Source organism: Aquimarina mycalae (assembly GCF_029906345.1).
Lineage (GTDB): Bacteria > Bacteroidota > Bacteroidia > Flavobacteriales > Flavobacteriaceae > Aquimarina.
The window spans coordinates 73,545-95,430 of the sequence record NZ_JARYGY010000009.1; the positions used below are offsets into that span (position 1 = coordinate 73,545).

The 21,886-nt window shown below is 31.4% G+C and carries 23 protein-coding genes; 1 reads left to right on the plus strand and 22 read right to left on the minus strand.

Translation table 11 applies throughout. The annotated features are described in order from the left end of the window. Window positions 1–67 precede the first annotated feature (67 nt). From QBK95_RS19925 to QBK95_RS20015, 19 genes are all read right to left on the minus strand, one after another. Window positions 68–1,165: a helix-turn-helix domain-containing protein gene (locus QBK95_RS19925; RefSeq protein WP_280936316.1), complete on the minus strand. Its 1,098-nt coding sequence runs from the start codon at window positions 1,163–1,165 to the stop codon at window positions 68–70. An 81-nt stretch (window positions 1,166–1,246) separates the two neighbouring features. Beyond that, a complete protein-coding gene (locus tag QBK95_RS19930) occupies window positions 1,247–2,872 on the minus strand; it encodes a serine hydrolase domain-containing protein (RefSeq protein ID WP_280936317.1) in 1,626 nt (541 codons plus the stop codon). Window positions 2,873–2,941: 69 nt separating this feature from the next. After that, window positions 2,942–4,123 (minus strand): helix-turn-helix domain-containing protein, encoded by a 1,182-nt coding sequence (locus QBK95_RS19935; protein ID WP_280936318.1) that lies wholly within the window; start codon window positions 4,121–4,123, stop codon window positions 2,942–2,944. Window positions 4,124–4,373: 250 nt separating this feature from the next. Next, on the minus strand, window positions 4,374–4,688 hold the full coding sequence (locus tag QBK95_RS19940; RefSeq protein WP_280936319.1) for a hypothetical protein: 315 nt from the start codon (window positions 4,686–4,688) through the stop codon (window positions 4,374–4,376). Window positions 4,689–4,707: 19 nt separating this feature from the next. Then, entirely contained in the window at window positions 4,708–5,259 is a 552-nt protein-coding gene (msrA, locus tag QBK95_RS19945; RefSeq protein WP_280936431.1) for a peptide-methionine (S)-S-oxide reductase MsrA, read from the minus strand. Beyond that, window positions 5,249–5,707, minus strand: coding sequence for a peptide-methionine (R)-S-oxide reductase MsrB (gene msrB, locus QBK95_RS19950; protein ID WP_280936320.1), 459 nt, complete (start codon window positions 5,705–5,707; stop codon window positions 5,249–5,251). The genes msrA and msrB overlap by 11 nt, the downstream gene beginning before the upstream one ends. A gap of 148 nt (window positions 5,708–5,855) precedes the next feature. After that, window positions 5,856–6,335 (minus strand): hypothetical protein, encoded by a 480-nt coding sequence (locus QBK95_RS19955; RefSeq protein WP_280936321.1) that lies wholly within the window; start codon window positions 6,333–6,335, stop codon window positions 5,856–5,858. A 3-nt stretch (window positions 6,336–6,338) separates the two neighbouring features. Continuing rightward, the gene (locus tag QBK95_RS19960) at window positions 6,339–6,638 is read right to left on the minus strand and encodes a DUF6787 family protein (protein ID WP_280936322.1); all 300 of its coding nucleotides are present in this window, start codon (window positions 6,636–6,638) and stop codon (window positions 6,339–6,341) included. A 132-nt stretch (window positions 6,639–6,770) separates the two neighbouring features. Continuing rightward, the gene (locus QBK95_RS19965) at window positions 6,771–7,376 is read right to left on the minus strand and encodes a cytochrome P460 family protein (protein ID WP_280936323.1); all 606 of its coding nucleotides are present in this window, start codon (window positions 7,374–7,376) and stop codon (window positions 6,771–6,773) included. Between the two features lie 26 nt (window positions 7,377–7,402). Further along, window positions 7,403–8,506, minus strand: a complete 1,104-nt coding sequence (locus QBK95_RS19970; RefSeq protein WP_280936324.1) for a cytochrome P460 family protein — start codon at window positions 8,504–8,506, stop codon at window positions 7,403–7,405. Window positions 8,507–8,524: 18 nt separating this feature from the next. After that, the gene (locus tag QBK95_RS19975; RefSeq protein ID WP_280936325.1) at window positions 8,525–8,872 is read right to left on the minus strand and encodes a hypothetical protein; all 348 of its coding nucleotides are present in this window, start codon (window positions 8,870–8,872) and stop codon (window positions 8,525–8,527) included. A 31-nt stretch (window positions 8,873–8,903) separates the two neighbouring features. Continuing rightward, window positions 8,904–9,716: a helix-turn-helix domain-containing protein gene (locus QBK95_RS19980; protein WP_280936326.1), complete on the minus strand. Its 813-nt coding sequence runs from the start codon at window positions 9,714–9,716 to the stop codon at window positions 8,904–8,906. 131 nt (window positions 9,717–9,847) lie between these two features. After that, on the minus strand, window positions 9,848–10,660 hold the full coding sequence (locus QBK95_RS19985; RefSeq protein ID WP_280936327.1) for a helix-turn-helix domain-containing protein: 813 nt from the start codon (window positions 10,658–10,660) through the stop codon (window positions 9,848–9,850). Window positions 10,661–10,751: 91 nt separating this feature from the next. After that, window positions 10,752–11,597, minus strand: coding sequence for a helix-turn-helix domain-containing protein (locus QBK95_RS19990; protein WP_280936328.1), 846 nt, complete (start codon window positions 11,595–11,597; stop codon window positions 10,752–10,754). Window positions 11,598–11,766: 169 nt separating this feature from the next. Then, window positions 11,767–12,339: a uracil-DNA glycosylase family protein gene (locus QBK95_RS19995; RefSeq protein ID WP_280936329.1), complete on the minus strand. Its 573-nt coding sequence runs from the start codon at window positions 12,337–12,339 to the stop codon at window positions 11,767–11,769. Between the two features lie 90 nt (window positions 12,340–12,429). Continuing rightward, window positions 12,430–12,783 (minus strand): SPW repeat domain-containing protein, encoded by a 354-nt coding sequence (locus tag QBK95_RS20000; RefSeq protein ID WP_280936330.1) that lies wholly within the window; start codon window positions 12,781–12,783, stop codon window positions 12,430–12,432. A 26-nt stretch (window positions 12,784–12,809) separates the two neighbouring features. Further along, window positions 12,810–13,277, minus strand: coding sequence for a YHS domain-containing (seleno)protein (locus QBK95_RS20005; protein ID WP_280936331.1), 468 nt, complete (start codon window positions 13,275–13,277; stop codon window positions 12,810–12,812). Between the two features lie 24 nt (window positions 13,278–13,301). Beyond that, a complete protein-coding gene (locus QBK95_RS20010; protein WP_280936332.1) occupies window positions 13,302–13,655 on the minus strand; it encodes a hypothetical protein in 354 nt (117 codons plus the stop codon). A 370-nt stretch (window positions 13,656–14,025) separates the two neighbouring features. Continuing rightward, window positions 14,026–15,237: a hypothetical protein gene (locus QBK95_RS20015; protein WP_280936333.1), complete on the minus strand. Its 1,212-nt coding sequence runs from the start codon at window positions 15,235–15,237 to the stop codon at window positions 14,026–14,028. 151 nt (window positions 15,238–15,388) lie between these two features. Between QBK95_RS20015 and QBK95_RS20020 the strand changes: the two genes are divergently transcribed. Beyond that, window positions 15,389–16,303 carry a phosphatase PAP2 family protein gene (locus QBK95_RS20020; RefSeq protein ID WP_280936334.1) on the plus strand — a complete coding sequence of 305 codons (915 nt, stop codon included), beginning with the start codon at window positions 15,389–15,391 and terminating at the stop codon, window positions 16,301–16,303. 26 nt (window positions 16,304–16,329) lie between these two features. Here the strand turns inward: QBK95_RS20020 and QBK95_RS20025 are convergent, their stop codons facing one another. The 3 genes from QBK95_RS20025 to QBK95_RS20035 are packed head-to-tail and all read right to left on the minus strand — an operon-like array spanning window position 16,330 to window position 21,878. Further along, window positions 16,330–17,229, minus strand: coding sequence for a GyrI-like domain-containing protein (locus QBK95_RS20025; protein ID WP_280936335.1), 900 nt, complete (start codon window positions 17,227–17,229; stop codon window positions 16,330–16,332). Between the two features lies 1 nt (window position 17,230). Beyond that, on the minus strand, window positions 17,231–18,628 hold the full coding sequence (locus QBK95_RS20030; protein ID WP_445012640.1) for a vanadium-dependent haloperoxidase: 1,398 nt from the start codon (window positions 18,626–18,628) through the stop codon (window positions 17,231–17,233). Next, on the minus strand, window positions 18,612–21,878 hold the full coding sequence (locus tag QBK95_RS20035; protein WP_280936336.1) for a VCBS repeat-containing protein: 3,267 nt from the start codon (window positions 21,876–21,878) through the stop codon (window positions 18,612–18,614). The genes QBK95_RS20030 and QBK95_RS20035 overlap by 17 nt, the downstream gene beginning before the upstream one ends. Between the last annotated feature and the right edge of the window lie 8 nt (window positions 21,879–21,886).

Below are 21,886 nucleotides of genomic sequence, written 5' to 3' on the forward strand. Positions count from 1 at the left end.
TAGATTAAGTACATACAAAATAACAGTGGTATTCAGGTCTTGTTTCACACAACAAGTCCAGTTGCTTCTATTCGGACTTTTTTATAGATAATTCATACTGTTTAGGGGTCATCCCTTCAATCGTCTTAAAAACACTATAAAATGTTGATTTAGAAGAAAAACCAGCTTCTTCAGCTAGTCCTAAAATAGATAATTGTTTTGCTTTCGGAGTTTTCATCAATCTTTTGAATTCCTGAATCCGAAAACCATTGATAAAATGATAAAAACTGGTACCGGAATAGGTATTGATAAGTTTTGAAAGCTCTTTTTCTTTAAGCTGAAGTGATTCTGAAAGTGTTCGCAAATTTAAATTTGCATTGGTAAATAATTTTTCCTTTGCGATACTATCTTTAATTATATTAAAACGTTCTTTTTCAATGTCATTTTCTTCAACAGTCAAATCTGTATTCGAAATTTCTAAAGATTCATTCTTTAAATCATCTGAAAAAAGTGATGCTTTAAATACCTCTGATTGAGAAAATCCATTATACGCAATCCAGTATACCATTATAAATGCAAGTACAACTGAACTTATATGAAAAAAAGGTTCTATCGTTTCTTCATCTAGATCCAGAACAACTTCAATAATATCAAATAAAATAAATGCAAGGCTTATATACACAATGGCTTTTATCCAGGTTAATCTTTTATTCTCTAGATCGGAATAGAAGCTATTTAATTCTGAAACAATTCTTTTCGTTTTTCTAAGGATTAAAACATACAATACAATTTCAACTGGAAAATGAATTAAATCAAGGATCAAAAAACCTATTTCTTTATTTACAGCAAAAATCAGCGTTAAATCGATTAAAACTATTGGTAAAAATATGAATGTGAGGGTTTTTATATACGGTTTGTTAATAGTTTGATACGTATACATGTACAAAAGAAACGGTATACATAAAAACATCAAAAACAGTATTCGATTAACAATACTATCTTCATCTATTTCATAATCTATCAATCTCAAAAGAATACTAATTGCTAGTAGCCATAAGAATAATCCCAGAAAAATATTAGCTTTTTTATTTGCAGACTTCATAGTAAAAAAAAGAAGACCTAACATGAAAGCCGCAGAAAATGTAAGAATTTCTATAATTGATAAAAAGGTCAATTCAATATTCATACTTCAAAATAGAAATTATTTCATTAAAATATGAACGTAATTTAACTTTATTTCTTAATGTTACTTATAAGACATGTAAATTTATTTTTTGATAAATTTATTATTTAATACTCGATTTGTTGTTAGAAGAATCCCTGTAACTCTATTAAACTTGTCCCGTTCTATTTTTAAGATATAGTCAAAAACTAAAAGCTCATTTTTGTTTAAAACTTCCAGATCTTCAGCTTGATTGAATCCATTTAAAGAAATAGATAATTTCTCGTTTTTATAATTTATAGAGAATCGAACATCTAATTCCTTACTGTAATATTGACCAACATAACTTTCTAAATCCGCGAGCGTGACTTCCTCATTGGGTAACTTAGCATATACTATTGATTTTCCTGTTGGATAGAACAATATCATTTCTGTATCAAAAAATCCAATTTTAAGTTTATGATTATAAGATATACTATAAAGATTTTGTTTTTCTTTACTAAGTTCGATTGGGTTGTTGTTACCATTTCTCCAAGTAAATTTCCCATCTTTTTCTTCAATACGAATTAAGTAATTATCAGGTGATAAATATTGTCCTAGCAATTGGTATTTTTGTAAATTGTTTGAGACAGTCTCTAATCGTTCATCATAAGAAAACTCAACTTCTTTTTTAGGAAGAAATAGCTTTGCAATTTCATCTGCTATAGCTCCACTCCAGAGTTTGCTATTATTGCTCATTACAAAAATAGTTAGCTCTTCTTCTGGAAAGCGAATAGTTTGCGAGTGATAAGAACCTGTGCTTCCAGAATGATGAACAGCCTTATAGTTTAGTCGATCTTCTAGCTCTAAACCAAAGCCATATGTTGTGATTTCACTATTAGGAATGGGTAGTTGACTCTCTATCAATAATTGATTATTGTTGAATTGTGCATTTTGTATGGCCTGTTCGAAAATTAATTGATCTTTTAAGGTTGTAAATAAAAATCCATCACCATAGAGATTTGTCATCATTGGATATTGCTGCCAAACACCATTTCCCCAATCAGAATAAGGCAAGGCTTGATACGGTATAACGTGCATATAATTTTTAAGAAATGTAGTGTTTTTCATTCCTAAATTTTTGAAGAACTTTTCTGAATATTCATGAAACTTTTTATCAGAAACAACTTCAATAATTTTAGTTAATAAAGTATAACCAGAATTACTATACATGTATCTTGAGCCTGGTTTAAATGCTAAATCTTCCTGTACAGCGAGTAAATTATCTACAACATCATCATTATCCATTCCTATTTGCTTCCACCAAGGTTTTTGTTGAATACTCATTAAGTCAACATAGTCCCTAATGCCGCTAGAATGATTCAACAGATGTCTTATTTTAATTTTATCTTTTACATTAGGATATAATTGGGGTAAATATTTTCTAATATCATCTTCTAAGTTTAACTCTTGTTCTAGCGCTAAATTTAAAGTCATTAGTGCTGTAAATTGCTTTGCCGTTGACGCTATGTTTGAACGTGAATTGACATCTATTTTCACTTTGTGCTGCAAATTAGCCAGACCTTTATAACCTTCGTATATAATTTTACCTTTTTTTATTACACCTACAAATAAACCAGGATCATCATCTGATAATTTAGAATTAATTATAGAATCTATCTCTTGTATTTGCTTTTGAGCAACCAGTGAAACTGAAATAAGGAAAACAATTGGTACAATTATTTTTTTCATGACTCATTTTATTTAATACAAAAGTCATGGTAAATACAACGTCAAACGCTTCAAATCTTGATTTGAGACCTATTCTTTTCTTATTTTTTCTAAATAATCTTTAGGTGTTAAGGAAGTACTCTTTTTAAAAGCTCTGTTAAATGTAGCCTTACTATTAAAACCACAATCCAGAGCTATTCCCAGAAGTGTAGAGGAGTTTTGTTCGCCTTTATCTAATTTTTCTTTTATAGCTTGTATTCTATAGTAGTTAACAAAATCGTTAAAGTTCATTTTAAATCCCGAATTTACAACAGAAGATATTGTTTTTGTAGTAGTTTCTAATTCATTAGCAACATCTGCAAGTGTAAGGCGTGGGTTTTCAAACAGACGCCTTTCAATCATTAATTTTGAAAGTTTATCTTTCCAAAGGAGCACATTTTGTTCAGTATCAATTGTTTTATGCGTATTTTTTGGAGCTAAAATTTCATTCTCAAAAACATTTATAATTTTTAGTTTTTCACCTGACAAAGTAATTTGCTTTATAATGTTACCATAACCAGTTACGGCGATATAGTAAAAGACAAAGGAAAATGAAATATAATGCCAAAATTGACTTCCAAACTCACCCCAATCAGGATTAAGTATAAAAAATAAAACCCTTAAAATTAGAATCCCTAAAAACGCAACCATAAAATTACGAATCCATTTGAATAAAAGCGTTTCAGCATAACTCACTTTATCAAAAACTAACTTTTTATAATTAAAATAATAACGAAGGCTTAAGGCTAAATATAAGGTCATGGAGATTAAACCTGTTGCCTGATACCAATTTGCTAAATCTTTATCTCTATCATCAGCATAAAAATAATAGTCATCTAAGACTATTTTATCGATTACAAAAACAATGAGGCTATAAATAAGGTATAAAAGGGCTGGAACAAAGTGTAACCAATCTTTTTGAATAAGTTTAAAAGATGTGTTTAATAAACTCTTCGTATAAAAATAAACCACAGGTCCTATTAATAAAACCTGCATAAAGGGAATGAAGAATAAGATTTCTTTTGTTATTTTCTCTGCGTACCAATTTGCATACCCTAACATATAAGGTGTAATATACATTGCATATAAAAACAACAATAAACTGAGCCATCTACTAGCTTTATTATTATGAATTATTCCTTTTCTCAATAATAAAAGAGAAAAGATTATTCCGTGAAAAAAGAATATTAGTAATAAAGAACTTTTTTGACTAAAAGCGAAAGGAAAATCCATAGCTAGAATAACAACATATGCTTTGTAAAACTATGAAAATTAGACTTGATTCGAAAACTCTTATAAAGAGGTTATTATTTGTAGCTAAAGTGAAACTCGAACCAATGAATTTCAGCGTATAACTCCTAATCTTCAACTTTTTTTAATTTAATAAAAAGCAAAACCTGTTTGCACCATTCACAAACAGGCTTTGAGGTTAAAAAAACCTAGACAGTAAATTATTCAGAAAGAAGGTTAATTTTAACTATACCTATTCTGAGAAAAGAGTTTTACAAGCTATTGCTGCTCTATACTTTAAGGTCATCATGCGCTGCAATTTAGCCTGTTCTACAAATTTCAAACCTTCCTCTGAGTTACCATCTTTTTCTAATAACAAAATTGCCTGAGCCTCTAACTGCTCCGCTTTTTGTACTTTCTTCTGGATAATCTGGTTTAATTCATCAATATCCGTCGTCATCTTATTTCTGGTAGCTATTACATCTTCAGTAGGTATCGATGCAACCGATGTATCGGTTGTAAATCCAAATAATAGTATTGTTCCTAAGTATAAAATTGCATTTTTCATTGTATTTGTTTTTATATAGTTAAACACTTGTTTTCTTTAACTTATCTGCATGCATTTCTCTTAACTTTGACAATTTTGGAGCTATCACAACCCTACAATATCCTTGATTCTGATTATTTCTATAATATTCCTGGTGTTGCTCTTCGGCTTCATAAAAAATATCTAGATGACTGATCTCTGTAACTATAGGATCATCATAATACGGAGCAATTTCTTTAACTACTACCTCAGCAATTTCTTTTTGTTGTTCATTATGATAATAAATTACAGAACGATATTGAGTTCCTTGATCTGCACCTTGACGATTTAAGGTTGTAGGATCATGGCTAGTCATGAAAATCACAAGTATCTCTTCATAAGATATTATCGTTGGATCATAACTAATTTGTACTACTTCTGCATGACCCGTTAGACCAGAACATATTTCTCTATATGTAGGCTTTCCTGGTGCGTTTCCTCCACTATACCCAGAAACAACCTTAGTTACTCCTTCTATTTCTTGAAAAACTGCTTCGATGCACCAAAAACATCCACCTCCCAATGTAGCTATGTCTAATTTTTTATTGTTCATCATTTGTCCTTTCTATTTGTATTGATTCAGAGTTTATACAATATCGTAATCCACTAGGTTCTGGACCATCAGGGAATACATGACCTAAATGCGCATCACAAGTATTACACAATACTTCGACTCTAGTCATCCCAAGTGATGTATCCTTACTGTACTTAATAGCATTTGTTTGAATTGGCTGTGTAAAACTTGGCCAACCACTACCAGAGCCAAACTTAATAGTAGAATCAAACAAAGGTTGTTCACAGCAAATACAGTTGTAATGCCCTTTATCAAAAATACTACACAAAGCTCCGCTATGTGGCAACTCTGTTCCTTTGTTACGAGTAATTCTAAATTGCTCTGGAGTCAATATCGCTCTCCACTCCTTGTCACTTTTTTCTACTCTTCTGCTAGGCTTTGGATTTCCATTTACAGAAAAACTAATTACATCTTTCCAAGTAATCATACCTTATCTCCTTTCAGTTTAGATTTAAATTTTATGCAAAGTTATGGTAACAGCTACCTTTTGGTTATATACATACTACCTTAGTAATTGTATTTTTTTCCTTTAATTACCTAAACCTCAAAACATCTATTCCTATACTGCCGTACGTTTAGAAATCATATCCCAAATGTATTCCAGAAAACAATCTAAACTCTTCTCCAATAAGTGTTCCTATCAATGGTCCTACATGGAACTCACCTATTTTAAAATTAAACTCAGATTCAATATATGCAGCTACTTCAAGATCTCTTTCTGAATTAGGAATAGAAAAACTTGGTCCGAAATTAACTGTCAAAAAATGACTTGGTTTATAACTAGTCAGTCCAGCTATTTCATGACCAACAGTATTTTCTTCTTCAAATATTAATGTATATCCAATACCAAATGCCCATCTATGAGACACCCAATAGGTTAAATGAATTTCTGTGGATGCGTCAAATAGTTCTTCTTTTGGAGTATACATCACCAATCCAGAAACTACCAGTTCTAATCCAGGTTCTTTTTCTTGCGCTCTTGTAGTCAATATTAAAAAGAAGAAACATAGTATTAAAAACAAGGTGGGTTTCTTTAATATATAGATTCTTCTCATGATCTATTGGATTTTTTTTATTCCAATTCTGGAAAGCATCTTCTTTTCCATATTCCAAAAGAATTTATGTTGACCTAGCAGTGTACCAATAATCACTAAAAGAATTTGATATAACACAAACATTAATACAATGCGAACTGTCCAGAACACAAAAGGGTTTGTAGTCTCACTTGATATTCCTAAATACTTTATAATTGGTTTTGCCATCAATACCGATAGAGAACCATTTATTGTAAATACAAGAAGTATCATGATCAATTGAAAATTAGATTTGATATTCCATCGTTGTTTTAATTTTTTCATGGTTTTTTAGCATAAAACAACCCCTAAAAATAATATGTCAACATTTATATAATAGGGGTTGTTCTGAGATGAATTTGTGTTAGTAATAAAAATCAAAAAGCACTGAATACATATGACACATTCAGTATATCATTAACGTTTCGCAGAATTCTCTGGTACTACCACTTTTCCTGCATTTTTTGCAGCAGTCAATACAGGATAATGCTGCGTAAACACAAAATCATCTTTAGCACTTGTAGCATGGCATGCGTTACAATCCTTAGTTTTAAAAGGTGTTGCAGTATCTTTTAAGTTTTCTCCTTTAGGATTGGTAAAGCTATAATATGCCCAATTACCTGGCTCATTAGAAAAATGCTCACTACTTTTTATGGTAGCTTCTAATCCTATAAATTCTCCCATAAAGTAACCATTACCACTAACGGCAGCTTTTGTTCCTACGCTTACTAGTTCTTTAACTAAAATGGTTCCATCTCTCCAGGTTCCGTGCTCTTTCCAATAGTCATAACTTACTGGATCGATATATACATTATGAAATTCTGGAAAGGCTGCTTTTCCGTTGTTCATATCATTAGGCGTTAACGGAGTACCTACATATACCCAACTTCTATAATCTGTTGGACGTACAAGTTCTCCTCCTTTAATGGTGAAAAATGTGGCATTTCCATATCCCTGATCAGCAGTATTGCAGGAAGACAAAACACTTATTACTATGAGTATTAAAAAAAAGTTACGTTTCATTTTTAGTATATTTTATAGTTAGTTATTTAGTTCTGAAATGGAAAAGCAGTTCTCACCATATCTTTGTTTCCTCCAATATTATGACAGCTTATACAACCTACAACTCCATTTCCCATCGCTGCAATTGCATTAGCATCTTCGGCACTGGTAACTTCATACCAAAACCAGCCTTTACCTTCTTCTGTTCCTTCTTGTGTTTTTGCCATAACCGCCCATCCAGAAAGTGCTCCTTTGGCATCAAACATTTCTTTTACAATCACGGCACCTATAGGATGTTCATCTTTATTTTGTGCTAAAGAACTTGCTATAGCATCATTCATATATACTTTAACTGGAAGGCCAATTTGTGTATGTGGTCCTAATGATGAATGTTTCTCTTTCTCCTGAGTTTTAAATTCTTGATATTTTTTTGAAGATAAATAAGCAAAAAGACCTTCTTTATCTAAAGGAATTCCTATATCTAAACCTTCTGGAGTAGGTGCAGTTGGATCCCATTGACTTACTTCTTTTACTAATGGTTTACTACGTTTGGAGTTATTCTCTGGTGTGGCTAAACCAACTCCTTTAGCAGCTCTCAAAACAGGATAGTGTTGTGTAAAAACAAAATCATCTTTTGCACTGGCCGCATGACATCCATTACATTGATTGGTTTTAAATGCAGTAGCCTTATCTTTTAAATCACCACCTTCTGGATTAGAAAAACTATAATAAGCCCAATTACCTGGTTCATTTGGGAAATGTTTGCTACTCTTAATTGTAGCTTCAAGCCCTATAAATTTCCCCATAAAATAACCGTTGCCACTAACTGCAGCTTTTGTTCCTACGCTTACTAGCTCTTTTACCAATATTGTTCCTTCTCTCCACGTTCCATTTTTTTTCCAGTAATTATAGCTTACAGGATCTATGTACACATTATGAAATTCTGGAAAAGCTGCCTTTCCATTATTCATATCATTAGGTGTTGTTGGTGTTCCTACATATATCCAACTACGGTAATTGACAGGACGTACTAATTCACCTCCTTTAATAGTAAAAAAGGTAGCGTCTCCATACCCTTTATCTGCCTTATCACAAGAGGTGAGCGATATAAAGATTATACACGATAGTGCTAAAATAAATTTGTGTTTCATTTTCTAGATTTAGTTATGTTAGTCATTAGTTATTAAGTGATTATGCCTGTAAATCAAATTATTTTTCCAAGTGTTTACGATATGATGTTTACTAAAATCGATTATGTTGTTTTGGTTTTTTGTAATCAAAAAAATAGTATACGATAGTTTATTGTCTGAGTGTTCTATATCAACAACCTTGAATTGTAAAATTTGCATATAACTCAACGTCTGCAAAAGCAAGTTCATTCCTGCTAGTTTCTTATTGGTTTGTATGTTTTTATTTAAAGTTATTTCTACACTTTCATCATAATATGTAACAACCAAATCATGGATGTTTCTGGATAATAACAATGAAATAAAATTATTTACTGCATTTTGTGACATTTACTCAAAATTATCTATTGATTTAACAATCTTATTGGACATTTTTCTTTTTCTCATACACTCCTTTGTTGAGTTCTTTAAATTCTCTAGAGGTCATTCCTGTATTTTTTTTAAAGAACCTTGCAAAGTAAGCTGGGTCATTAAAACCAACATCAAAACAAATTGTTTTAGCGGTTTTATCAGTATATAATAGTTGGCGTTTAGCCTCTACGAGTATTCTGTTTTTGATAAATTCATGAGGAGACATAATGCCTAGTCCATGAAATTTTTCTGAAATATATTTGGATGTAGCGGTCAGGTTTTTTGAATAGAAAGACATCTCATGATGCATTTTATAATGCTTATGCACTAAGCTTATAAAACTATACACAAGCATCAAGCTATGATCATTTGGGGTGCCTGTCAGAATTGGACACAAGTTTGAAATCTCTGATAGTATTTTGGGGAGCTTATCTGAATTGTTATTGTGATCTGTTTCTTGCTCTAACTCAGTAAACAATACACTAACTTTATGAAATGTTATTGTATCTAATTCAAAACATTTCTTCACATTACCAAACGCGTGAATGAAACCAGTACTCTTTACTATTTCAAAATTATTTGGTACAGTAATTACTCTACATATTGCATAATTCTGAACTGTCATAATCTCTTCTGGACAAAGAAAAATAAGATAGTGCCCATTGAGTTTTTGATGCTCGAAATTGATGCATATATCTCCATAATGTTCAATCCAAACAATACTATATAAATCATCAAATGATATGATTACAGAAATACCATTGTATGCGTGAAAGTTTATTCTTTGGTTTTTATGCCAATTAGAAGTTGAGTTATTTAGCATGATGATAGATCATTATAAGTTAACAGGGTGAACTTAGCTGAAAAGTGCAATGTTTGAAGGGGTTAGCAATGAAAAAATGGTTTGTTACATCTTGTAATATGTATCCAAAATTACCTATTGACCACACAATCTTATTGGATATTTTTCTTTTTCTCAAATACTCCTATATTGAATTCTTTAAACTCTCGAGAAGTCATTCCTATATTTTTTTTAAAGAATCGTGCGAAGTAAGCTGGGTCATTAAAACCAACATCAAAACAAATTGTTTTTGCTGTTTTATCAGTATATAACAGTTGACGTTTAACCTCTACAAGTATTCTATTTTTAATAAATTCATGAGGAGACATAATACCTAGTCCATTAAATTTTTCTGAAATATATTTGGGTGTGGCCGTTAGGTATTTTGAATAAAAAGACATCTCATGATGCATTTTATAATGCTTGTGCACCAAGCTTATAAAACTATAAACTAGCATCAAATTATGATTATTCGGACTACCAGTTAGGATTGGACACAAGCTCGAAATCTCTGATAGTATTTTCGGGAGTTTATCTGAATTATTATTATGATCTACTACTTGTTCTAGCTCTGTAAACAATACACTGATTTTATGAAATGTTATGGGATCTAATTCAAAACATTTCTTCACATTACCAAATGTGTGAATAAAACCAGTACTCTTTACTATTTCAAAATTATTTGGCACAGTAATTACTTTACACATTGCATAATTTTGAATCGTCATAATCTCTTCTGGGCAAAGAAAAATAAGGTAGTGCCCATTGAGTTTTTGATACTCAAAGTTGATTAAAGCTTTATCATAATGTTCAATCCAAACAATACTATATAAGTCATCAAATGATATCGTTACAGCCATATCATTGTACTCATAAAAATTTATTCTTTGGTATTTATTCCAGTTAGAGGTTAGGTTAGTTAGCATCGTACATCGTTGTATATTAACGATGTAAACTTAATTGAAGAGGTAGATTTAGAAAATGTAGATTATTCCGTATTGTTTATATATTCTTCTTTTATTTGTTCTGAAGGCTAGATTTTTTAAACTCAATTGGGCTGGATCCTATTTGATTTTTAAAAAACTTTGAAAAATGTGCTGGCTCTTTATACCCTAGTTCATAAGCTATTTCTGTAGAAGTTTTATCGGAGAATAGCAGAAGTCGCTTAGCTTCTAAAAGAATTCGTTCATTGATATAGGTAAGCGCCGTTTTATCACTATATTTTTTGAATAAATTAGAGAGTGTTTTTGGTGATTTATTAAGTAAATCAGCGTAATGAGACACGAGATGTTTTTCTCTAAAATGTTTTTCTACAAGAATATTGAAGCTCCTTATTATATCTATCTTTTCGTTTTCAATTGTTGGTTGCGGTATATTCTTTTTAATCAATCTAGTAGATTTTATCAATAACCTTTTGAGTAGCACTCTTAACATTTCTCCTTGAATATGATCCTGTATTTCAAACTCCTCTCTAAAAAAATAATACAGCATTTTAAAGCTTTCTTGTTCTTTTTCATCTAAAGAAACTACGGGTGGTAAAGAAGAACCAAAAAACAAAAAACCATTACATGAAACTTCTTTATCATGGTCTCTGATACAATAAAACTCTCGATTAAAAACGAAAGACATAATACCTCTTTGTCCCATAGCAATTTCCAGTATATTAAGAGGCGTACAAAAAATAACCTGATTATGTTTAAGTTCAATTTTATAACCATCTGTAACTATTAGAACATCATTATCTTTTGCCCAAATAATTTTATATAAATTGTTTTTTTGAAGCAACTTTTGAGAAGAAGCACAATTAAAATCAGTTAGATTAAAAATGCTTTCTTCTAATTGACTTGTGTAATGAAAATTCATATTGTGAGTTTTACTTACTATAGAGGTATGTAAAAATAGTATTTATTCACAAACTTACTATATATTGATTTTCAATTATTTACATATAATCATCCTTAGAACGAAGTTTGATTTTTTTAAATTATTATAATCTAAGAATATAACAAAAACAACTATTAGGCTAATGCTCTCATAATTTTAATTCTAGGATAGTTTCTTTTAATTTTGGCAACACCTCTTTTCCAAACCATTCATTTTTAGCCTGCCAAATATTATTTCTAGGTGAAGGATGAGGAAGTACAAAATAGTTTGGTAAATATGTTTCAAAATTTTTCACGGTTTCAGTAAGCGTTCTTTTGGTCATATCTCTTAGATAATAATCTTGCGCATATTTACCCACTAATATCGTAAGTTTTACACCTTCCATTTTTTGTAATAATTGTTCATGCCATAACGGTGCACACTCTTTTCGTGGCGGTAAATCACCAGATTTTCCTTTGCCTGGATAGCAAAACCCCATTGGAACCAACCCTATTTTATCTGGGTCATAAAATGTCGTTTCATTAACTCCTAGCCATCTTCTTAGGTTTTCTCCACTCTTGTCATCCCAAGGAATCCCCGTTTTGTGTACTATACTTCCTGGTGCCTGGCCAATGATTATTACCTTACTTTGTATTGAACCAGAAACAATAGGTCTTGGTCCTAGTTCTAGGAAATCTGAACATACAGTACATCTCGATATTTCGGCTAATAATTTATCCATCTTTCTAAAATAAAAAACATATCAATAAAACTAGTTACTGATATGTTTTTATTATTATAAATTTATATTCTGTTTCATATTTTGTTTATACTACATTGCCATTTCAGGTTTATGTAAACTAACGACTACAAGTACTGCGATACCGTTAATCCAATAGTAATATGCATCTATTCCTTCGAATGAAAAAACAAAAGGAGCTAGAATAAATACTATTGCAACCATAAAATCAACAATTAAGTGCATTTTATAAGAAACTACACGAAACACTCCTAGATGATGATCCGTTAATAGTGTTAAAATAAATGCTGCTATTCCTGTAGCTACAGAAAGCTGTAAAGCTAGTGGATTAGAATCGCCTAATCCCAATAAAAAAGGTAATACCATTAAGGCGATAGCAACAGGATAATCTAAAAAGGCATGTATTCTTTTGGTTATAAATTTCATTGCTTTATAATTTTAAATTACCAATATTAATTATGCGTCTTACTCAATTTTACCCAGTTTTTATTGGCTACTGAGACCAGCTTATCATGATTTTTTTCTGCCAACCATAATTGCTGTGCATCTAATTCTAAATTATATAGATATAAGAAATATTTCCCGTCTTTTACTATGAATTTATTAGGATCTGGTCTAAATTTTGCTCCAGCATATGTACCAAAGGCACAGAACCCACCATATTGAGGTTGATATTTTTTCGGGTTGTTATCAAAAGTTTTCTTTTGATCTGCAGAAGTAAAGTAATAAACCACTTTTTGATATTCTGATTTATACTCTTTTATTCCCTTTTGTGCAATTCCCAGATCTAAATAAGACACGGGACTATATCCTTGTAAAGCGATATTACTATTATCTATGTTATTTGCTTTGTTATCTTGAGCTATTGCTACTGAACTTACTATAAAGGCTAATACTATTGTTGTTATTATATTTTTCATCTTTTTAATTTTTAATATTGTTATTTATTGTGCGTTAAAATATTCTTCTTGAATTACTTTACCATCTGCATTCCAGATACGACGAATAATCTCATGCCAATATATTTTACTCCCATCTTTCATATTAAAATCAAAGGTGAATTCTGACGCTGATACATTACCATCTACAAGGGTATGATGATGTGTAATACCGTTAACCTGTTCTATTGCTCCTGCAAAACCTTCCATTTTTTCAACCATTTGTTGCTTATTTGATGTGGCTAATCCATTATAATCAGAAGTGGTTGCATCATTAGCAAAAAATTGTTTTACGGCATCTACAATTGCTCCTTGGCTTACGACTCCGTCCATTTGTGTTGCTTGTTCTTTAATATTCATTTTTTTATTTTTTTATGTTGTTAAACAAATTATCTGTTGTAATTACAATACAAATATCAAAATGATCTTAAAGAAGAAGGCTACAAAAAACACGCTAAAAATTGTACTTTTTTATTTTTAAAATGTAGAAGAAAGAAGTCCTACATAATTCATGAAGAATAATATAAAGTGATTAGTTTCTTCAACTTCAATACATGCTATGGTTTTCAAACTTTCACCAGTCAACCACATATAGGTAGCAGAAACTATATAACAAGTTTTCTTATTAGTTGCTCTAAAGAAGTATGTACTTTTTGTGTTACTTTAGTAGATAAAATATAAAAGATAACTGCGATTATTTTGAAAATTTTATTCCCGAATTACTAAGCACTTATTTTTTTTGTACAATAGATCTGTTGTATATGATCTCTCTTTTTATATCTAAATAAAGTTCTTTCTTGCCGTTATCATAATTGTATTTTTGAATTTCAATGATATTATCATAATCATCATATGTGAATTCTTGAACTTCTGACAATTGATTATTTATAAAATAATTGATTACTCTTTTATCATCTATCTCTACAATTTCCAAATGTCCTATTCCTATATCATTATCTTCTGATATTTCTTTTTCGAATACACCATTTCTATTATAATAGCTCTCCTCTTTACTACTTATTGTTATCAGTTTGTTGTTATCATATAGATAACTTGTCTCATTAATACGCTTATGCCGACAATTCTTTTTCAATTGATCTATTTCCTTTATATTTTTTAATAGTATATCTAAATTGTTTTTTGCGTTTTCATTATCTATTCCAAATTCGTAAATAACAATACTCTCTTTGAGTGGTAATCCCTCTTTGTTATAGCTAAACTCAGAAACCTTTACTACCAATTCTTCTTCAAAAAAATTATCTAAAGTATATGTTTTAACGATCTGATGTAATTTATTATACTCTATAAGTTTATAAAATGAAGGATCAACGGCTACAAAGACATAGCCTAAGTCTACATATCCTTCTTTTTCCCGTTGTTCATAACCTTGATCTATAGTATCTGCACGATGATGGCTGTATTCGATGTATCGTTTTTTATACTTAAAATTTGTATAAGAATTTCCGAAATAATAGGTTTGAAGCTGATGTCTCTTATTATAGATGAATTTTTCAGTATTCTCTCCACTCTTCTTCACCTTAGTTACCTTATACAGCCCTTTCTTCATTAACAACGTGTCTATTCTTCCTTTTTTAGTGTTTTCTTTTCTAAAATATGTTGTGTCAACAGTGCGGTCGCAATTACAGGATCCATCATTATAAATTCTTTTTGAATCTTGAGTATAAAAAGTAGATACAGATGCTTCATAATCTTTATTCCTATATGATTCATAGGTGCTAAAGAGATTTCCATCTGAATACTCCGATTGAGTAAATGAAATAGATTTTACATTTTTTTGATCATTGACAGAAAAAGTTTCATATGAAATGATTCTTGCAATGGAGTCGAATTTTTTTGGAAAAAATTCATGTTCTAGATTCTCTGGCACTACTTGAGCCATACAATCTAGTGTAACAAAAAAAACAATTGCTAAAATTCTCATTCTAACCTATATTAAGATTAACTATCGCTTTCTAAATTACTAAAAAAGAAATGGTATCCACTTCTATTTTCAGGATCTGTAAATTAATCGTTGCATAAAATTTATCTTTATTAATAAATAAGTTATTATTTTTACTCTCCAAATTCTAGCTATGAAACATTTTAGTACGCTGCTTATCACCATATTACTATTTATTATTTCACCTTCCATTTATTCTCAAGAAAAAACGGATACGCAACCAGAAAAACAACTAGAAGAAGAACAGTCAGCATCTATACCTGAGAAAAAAATTAAAAAACCTCAACACGAAATGACGCGATGGCAGATGCTAAAATACGATGGTGTTTCGGCATTTGGAGGTGTAAAACACGCATATACTCAGCCTTTTAAATGGAAAGGGAAAGATTGGGCGACATTCGGTGGAATTGTAGCGGGAACCGCACTTGTTTATTTTATGGATGAACCTGCTAATGCTTTTTTTACAAATCAAGAAGAGGACATACCAGGTTTTGTAAAAGAAACTGGGTTTCGTTTTGGAAAACCTCTGGTAAATTATGGATTAACAACTGGTGTGTATGCTTTTGGTTTGATTACAAAAAATGAAAAAGTAAGAAAAACAGGGGTTCTTTTAATAGCTTCTGCAACCGCAGGAGGGATTATCCAAACTGTTAGTAAAACCCTTGCGGGTCGTGCCAGACCTTATACCGGCAAAGGTAAAGACAGTTTTAAATTCTATGCTAGTGAAGCAGAGTATCATTCTTTTCCTTCTGGGCATTCTATATTATCCTTTACTACAGCTTATGCAATAGCTAAACAGTTCGAAAACCCTTATATAAAAGGTGGAATTTATGCGCTTGGACTGCTTTCTCCAGTATCAAGATTATGGTCTGGCGCTCATTGGCTAACTGATGTAACATTAGGTATTGTGCTAAGTGTTGTTATTGTTGATGGTATTGACAATTATCTTAATAACAATGACCGATATGTATATGACAGTAAAAAGTTTAAAATCAAGTGGGATATTACGCTTGGAGCTGGTCAACTTGGTGTTATCGGACGATTTTGATATAAGACTTTATATCTAGATTATAATTACTTTATTGGTAAATATATCTCTGCTTTCCATTGAGATGCGTTACCATCTTGCATCGGATTATTATAGAAAATTTCTAAAGGATTACCTACTATAGAAATGTTTCTTCTATTTGCATATTCTAATAACGCAAACCAGGCTTGATCACTGTATCTATAATTGCCATAAAATGTGGCTTTTAATGCTTTTTGAGAAGGCGTTTTACCATACTTTATCTTAGAGTTTATAGGCAAAGAATCTTTATATTTTATCGGAAATCCAAAATCGAATTTGATAACATCACTACTCATATCCCAGGCAGTTAATTTTACAAAAGGAAATCCATCTTCTTCAACTTTGTTTGCTTTTAATTGGGGATAAAGATCCGCATTAGATCTTAACATCATTCCTGCTTTTGCCATACGTCTTGACTCTGATGAAATATATAAATATTCTAATGCAGGGATTTCTGATTCTCCTTCAATTTTAATCTTAAAATTATTAGTAAAACTATTCGCTCCTTCTCCAAAGTTCTTCAATTCTTTTTTTAATGACTTGGTAAAAGGGGTTTCTCCAGTAAGGATTGCCAACCTATTCACAATAGCGTGTTTTTCTGAAGTTATACCTGCTTTAATATTAGTAATAGAATCATTATGACTTTCTAAAGTCCAGTTCAGTGTAAGCGTTGTATCTTGTAATGTTATGTGTTGTCTTATCTCTTTATAAAGTATCGTATCGATTGTATTAATATTCTTGGTTTTAGTATTACCCCAAGATTCCCAGTTCAATATTTGGTGATACACACTTGCTGGCGAACCCTTTACTTTAAAAGTAATTTGATAATCATATTCTTTTATAAAAACATACCAAATCGCTACACTAAGCAGTGCAATTAATCCTAAGATTCCTATTCTCTTCATACTAATTAGAACTAGCTATTTCTGAGTTTGATTGGTTCATTTTTAGTTTTTGTACTACAAAACTTCCTAGCGCACGTCCCTGATCGAGCCCTAAATCGATCGCTGCTCTATAATGAATCCCACCATACAATCTACTAATTGCGGCCTCATCAGCAGCTTTATTAAAGGATTCAAACGAACGAATAGGCAATCCATATTGTAATTCTGTATCATCATCAAAAGCAAAGTTGTCTCCAAAAATATCTGTTAGCACTGTAGATGCAGCTCCAGAAACTACAGAATGACCACTTGTATATTCTGGAAAAGGTGGTGTTTGCAACACTGGTGTCCAATTCTCATCTATATGCTGATTGATTAAGGTTTCAGGACGAATAAGATTACTTCTGTATTTTTCATCCCAACAACTTATAAATGCATCTGCTATAGCTATCGAAGTTTTGGTGTATGCAAAAACTGTCTTAGCAAAATCTGCATTGGTTTTTTTACAGGCTATTTTACAAATACCTATCCAATGTGCTCCTGGAGTTATTTTCTTTGTCGCAAACATCAAATGACCTTTGTGTGTTGAGACATAAGGATTACAATCCCAAAACTGAGCAATTTCGAGTTTTTCTGAATTTTCTCCTTCCTCCTTAATTTTCAATCCAACCTCATAGGTCTCCATGAGTTCTTTATAAAATGGAGTGTCTTTTTCTAATGAAAAATCAGGATATCTTGCTGGCTTAAACTGAGCAGAAGAGTCAATTATAGATGGTCTTATTTTTTTCCAGTGTGGTTCAATGCCATCCATATAATCGGGTGGAGTGGGTTGCCATCTAGAAGGATCTTCTGTATTTACAGAAAACTTAGGCATCGTTCTGGTTTGTGCATAATTATCCGAAGCATACCATTTTTTAATGTGCGCCGCTACTTCTAATCCATAATTCTTAGAATCATTAAATGTTTGCTCGTTCTGTTTTTTCCATGAATTATATAAGCTATCACGATATTTTTCAACACGATCTTCAGAAAAGAGCAATGCTTTGCCTACTTCAAGATATGCAACAATTGCAGAAAGTTTATAATTAATATTCTTAGTTGTATCCACAGCAGGAATAGCACTAAAATCATGTAACTGATTGGATAAAGTAGTATACGTATTTCCTTCTTGCTGGATGATCTCATACGCAGCGATATTAGCATAATTATATATCCTACTGGCAACAGGCGGAGAAAAAACATCATGTACCATAACCTCGGTAATTTTATCAACCGCTTGATGATAATTATCTGATGTAATTTCTATTTCTTTTGCCTCTTTTTGACATGAAACTATAAGCATCACTAAGAAAGTCCCCAAAATCATTTCTTTAATACCTCTGAAAGTCAAATGTTCTCTTAATTCATTGAAGTATTTCATAAATTTCTGCTTTTCCATTATGTATTGTGATTAGTAAATAATCCTTATTCTCAAAATTAATAATATTTAGTTCTCTAACCGATTTCTGACTCAAATTGATATGTAATTCGGCAGCTGTAACTATCGTATTTTTATCTTTTAAAATTGCGCCTCCAAACCCATCAAATCTTCCGTGATATGGAATTACTCCAAAATAATTTCCTGCCATTAACACCTCTTCTTTTCCATCTTTATTAAAATCATATTTAAGTAATGACGTTATCGGAGATAACTGAAGTGAATTTTCAAATGGAACAAATGAAAACTGCCCTTTATCATTTCTTAAATACCCAGAAGCCAATTGATGTACTTCTAATAAATCGGCATTTTCTAACTCCTTTTTTCCAAAGACTTCTTCTATTGTTTTACCCGCAAAACTATTGTAAGTCGTGAATTTTTTCTTTAGATAATTTAATTGAGAAGATAATTCATCCAACCCAAGTGCTGTATAGTATTTACCTGCCTTAGGAAGCGCTAAAATTGTTTCTGTGGTATTATTATTATCAAAATCTGAATAATATAACCTTAACGGAAAATCTGAGGATGCGATCAATTTAGAGTTCAATCCAAAATTACCTAAGATATAATCCATGTCACCATCGTTATCTATATCAAAATCAATAATAGATTGCCATAGACCTTTTAATTTTTTTTCTAAAACCTCGCTCGTTACATTAATAAGGTTTCCTCCTTTATTTTTAAAAAAATGTGGAGACATCCATTCTCCTACTACCAACAAATCCTTTATACCATCATTATCAAAATCTGTCCAGACAGCATCTGTAACCATCCCTACTTGTTGTAAATCTGGATTCTCTTTTATATCGAAGTTTCCTTTATCGTTGATCAAAAGATAAGAATTTGGTGTGTTACCAAAATCATTAGAAACCACATATCCTCCTACAAAAAGATCTTGATCACCATCTGCATCTATATCAAATGGTTTTATAACAGACTCGTGTTCATACAATTCTGGAAAATCATTTTTAGATAACCCCAAATCAGAGTGTGTATACAATCGATCTATAAGTTGTTTTGATGCACCAAAAAACTCTCCTCCAGAAGAGGCAACGAGTAAATCCTTTTTGGTATCATTATCAAAATCTTCAATAATTGCGACTACATCTTCTTTAAGTTTCTCTGATTCTAGCAATTCACTTTGTTGCTCCTCAAAACCCGTAGCTGTCTGAAAAAGTATTCTAGATGCTGTCAACTTAGAACTGCCAAAGAAAATATCATCCAATCCATCTCCATTAAGATCTCCAATTGCCGTTGCAGGACCTTTATCAGATATTTTATAAGGAATTAATTTTTGACGGTTAAAGTCATTATAGTTATTCTCTATATGCTCATATTCTAATCCCGAAATGGAGTCCATTTTTTTAAACCATCCATCTGTTTTTTTAAATATTTCTGAATAGTTAACGGCACTTCTCTTATGTAATAGTTTAATCGTTAATATTTGATTAGTTTGTATCTTTTCTGCTACTTGGATGGTATTATCAGGCCAGATAATTTTTAATGAATCTATTACGTCTACGTTTCCATATCCAAAATGAATCGTTGGTTCAGAGGAAGATTGAAATCCTTTAGAGGTAAACAATTGTTTATATTGTGCGATCCCTTGATGATAAGATATCACTTTGGTTCCGATACCTAATTTATTGTGATCTTTATAATCAAACTTCAATTTTAAAAATTTGCTCTTCCCATTTGTTTTATTTCGATAAAAAGAAGCTGATGCATTAATATTATTGGTAACAATATCAAGATCTCCGTCATTATCGAAATCTGCATAGGCGCTTCCAGTTGAAGCTGATTTTTCTACTGGAAGCCAACTTGAAGATTTATCTACAAAGTTAATTTGATGATCTCCTTTAAAAATATAATTCTGCACCTCTCCAGAAGGCATAATATCCAGCGCTTCATTATCTACCAATTTAGTGCTATTTAACTTTTTCTGGATTTTTTCGTTAGAAATATATTTGATATAATCCAGGTTATTAGGTCGTTTTGGGATCCCATTAGATATAAATACGTCTTGTTCTCCATCCTGATCATAATCTGCAAATAGCGCTGACCAACTCCAATCTGTAGATCCTATACCACTTAATAATGCTGTCTCTGCAAAATAATCACCTTGATTAATTTGTAACATATTGCGTGCATATTGATAATGATATCCTAATCGATTAATCCGCATTTGTAACATATCTACCGTTTCATCACCTGCAGACGCTTTCAGGATCTCTTCGCTCTCTGGTGTCATGTCTAATGTGAGAATATCGGTATATCCATCATGATTTAAATCAGCTACATCACTACCCATGGAGAAACGACTAGTATGACCAAACTTTTCTTTCAGAGATTCGGTAAAAGTCCCATCTCCATTATTGATATAATAATAATCATCTTCGTGAAAATCATTACTCACATATATATCTGTATATCCATCATTGTTAAAATCCGAAGTTGCAACTCCTAATCCGTAACCATTGCCGCCTCCAAAAATCCCAGCAGCAGCGCTCACATCTGTAAACGTTGTTCCATCATTACGCAATAATTTATCACCACTTTCTGGATTTCTTCGATTTCTTAAAGATGCACTACCAAAAGAATTCTGCGTATGCACGGCATGATTTAGCAAATACAGATCTAAATCTCCATCATTATCATAATCAAAAAAGCTTGCCGAAGTTGTATAATTTTTAAAGTCCAATCCATATGCTGCGGCTTTTTCTGTAAATGTGTTATCACCATTATTGATAAATAATTCATTTTTTCCGCGCAAACCCTGAATCCCAACTACTGCACAAACATAAATGTCCAGATATCCGTCTCCATTAATATCGGCCATCGTAACACCAGTATTCCAATCTGAATTTCCTGCGACACCAGATGTATCTGTAATATCTTCGAATTGAAAATTTCCTTTATTGAGATAGAGTCTATTATTTTGTTGATTCGCAGTGAAAAACACATCCACTAAATCATCATTATTAATATCTCCTACCGCAACTCCCGCTCCATTATAGAAATACAAATAATCAAGAATATTTAGTTCTTCTGTCGGGTTTAGTGTATTCTGAAAGGTAACATTTGTAGTCTTCAAAGTCATCTTTTCAAAGAGGTCTCCGTCGTTTACTTCTTGTTTTTTACATCCATACAGAAGTACTAACCCTAACGTTATTATAATTATATTTTTGATCATTATTATGT

What these genes read in the sequence shown, in the direction of transcription:
- QBK95_RS19925 (WP_280936316.1), bottom strand. Translation starts at nt 1,165, where the DNA reads ATGAATATTGAATTGACCTTTTTATCAATTATAGAAATTCTTACATTT.
- QBK95_RS19930 (WP_280936317.1), bottom strand. Translation starts at nt 2,872, where the DNA reads ATGAAAAAAATAATTGTACCAATTGTTTTCCTTATTTCAGTTTCACTG.
- QBK95_RS19935 (WP_280936318.1), bottom strand. Translation starts at nt 4,123, where the DNA reads ATGGATTTTCCTTTCGCTTTTAGTCAAAAAAGTTCTTTATTACTAATA.
- QBK95_RS19940 (WP_280936319.1), bottom strand. Translation starts at nt 4,688, where the DNA reads ATGAAAAATGCAATTTTATACTTAGGAACAATACTATTATTTGGATTT.
- msrA (WP_280936431.1), bottom strand. Translation starts at nt 5,259, where the DNA reads ATGAACAATAAAAAATTAGACATAGCTACATTGGGAGGTGGATGTTTT.
- msrB (WP_280936320.1), bottom strand. Translation starts at nt 5,707, where the DNA reads ATGATTACTTGGAAAGATGTAATTAGTTTTTCTGTAAATGGAAATCCA.
- QBK95_RS19955 (WP_280936321.1), bottom strand. Translation starts at nt 6,335, where the DNA reads ATGAGAAGAATCTATATATTAAAGAAACCCACCTTGTTTTTAATACTA.
- QBK95_RS19960 (WP_280936322.1), bottom strand. Translation starts at nt 6,638, where the DNA reads ATGAAAAAATTAAAACAACGATGGAATATCAAATCTAATTTTCAATTG.
- QBK95_RS19965 (WP_280936323.1), bottom strand. Translation starts at nt 7,376, where the DNA reads ATGAAACGTAACTTTTTTTTAATACTCATAGTAATAAGTGTTTTGTCT.
- QBK95_RS19970 (WP_280936324.1), bottom strand. Translation starts at nt 8,506, where the DNA reads ATGAAACACAAATTTATTTTAGCACTATCGTGTATAATCTTTATATCG.
- QBK95_RS19975 (WP_280936325.1), bottom strand. Translation starts at nt 8,872, where the DNA reads ATGTCACAAAATGCAGTAAATAATTTTATTTCATTGTTATTATCCAGA.
- QBK95_RS19980 (WP_280936326.1), bottom strand. Translation starts at nt 9,716, where the DNA reads ATGCTAAATAACTCAACTTCTAATTGGCATAAAAACCAAAGAATAAAC.
- QBK95_RS19985 (WP_280936327.1), bottom strand. Translation starts at nt 10,660, where the DNA reads ATGCTAACTAACCTAACCTCTAACTGGAATAAATACCAAAGAATAAAT.
- QBK95_RS19990 (WP_280936328.1), bottom strand. Translation starts at nt 11,597, where the DNA reads ATGAATTTTCATTACACAAGTCAATTAGAAGAAAGCATTTTTAATCTA.
- QBK95_RS19995 (WP_280936329.1), bottom strand. Translation starts at nt 12,339, where the DNA reads ATGGATAAATTATTAGCCGAAATATCGAGATGTACTGTATGTTCAGAT.
- QBK95_RS20000 (WP_280936330.1), bottom strand. Translation starts at nt 12,783, where the DNA reads ATGAAATTTATAACCAAAAGAATACATGCCTTTTTAGATTATCCTGTT.
- QBK95_RS20005 (WP_280936331.1), bottom strand. Translation starts at nt 13,277, where the DNA reads ATGAAAAATATAATAACAACAATAGTATTAGCCTTTATAGTAAGTTCA.
- QBK95_RS20010 (WP_280936332.1), bottom strand. Translation starts at nt 13,655, where the DNA reads ATGAATATTAAAGAACAAGCAACACAAATGGACGGAGTCGTAAGCCAA.
- QBK95_RS20015 (WP_280936333.1), bottom strand. Translation starts at nt 15,237, where the DNA reads ATGAGAATTTTAGCAATTGTTTTTTTTGTTACACTAGATTGTATGGCT.
- QBK95_RS20020 (WP_280936334.1), top strand. Translation starts at nt 15,389, where the DNA reads ATGAAACATTTTAGTACGCTGCTTATCACCATATTACTATTTATTATT.
- QBK95_RS20025 (WP_280936335.1), bottom strand. Translation starts at nt 17,229, where the DNA reads ATGAAGAGAATAGGAATCTTAGGATTAATTGCACTGCTTAGTGTAGCG.
- QBK95_RS20030 (WP_445012640.1), bottom strand. Translation starts at nt 18,628, where the DNA reads ATGAAATACTTCAATGAATTAAGAGAACATTTGACTTTCAGAGGTATT.
- QBK95_RS20035 (WP_280936336.1), bottom strand. Translation starts at nt 21,878, where the DNA reads ATGATCAAAAATATAATTATAATAACGTTAGGGTTAGTACTTCTGTAT.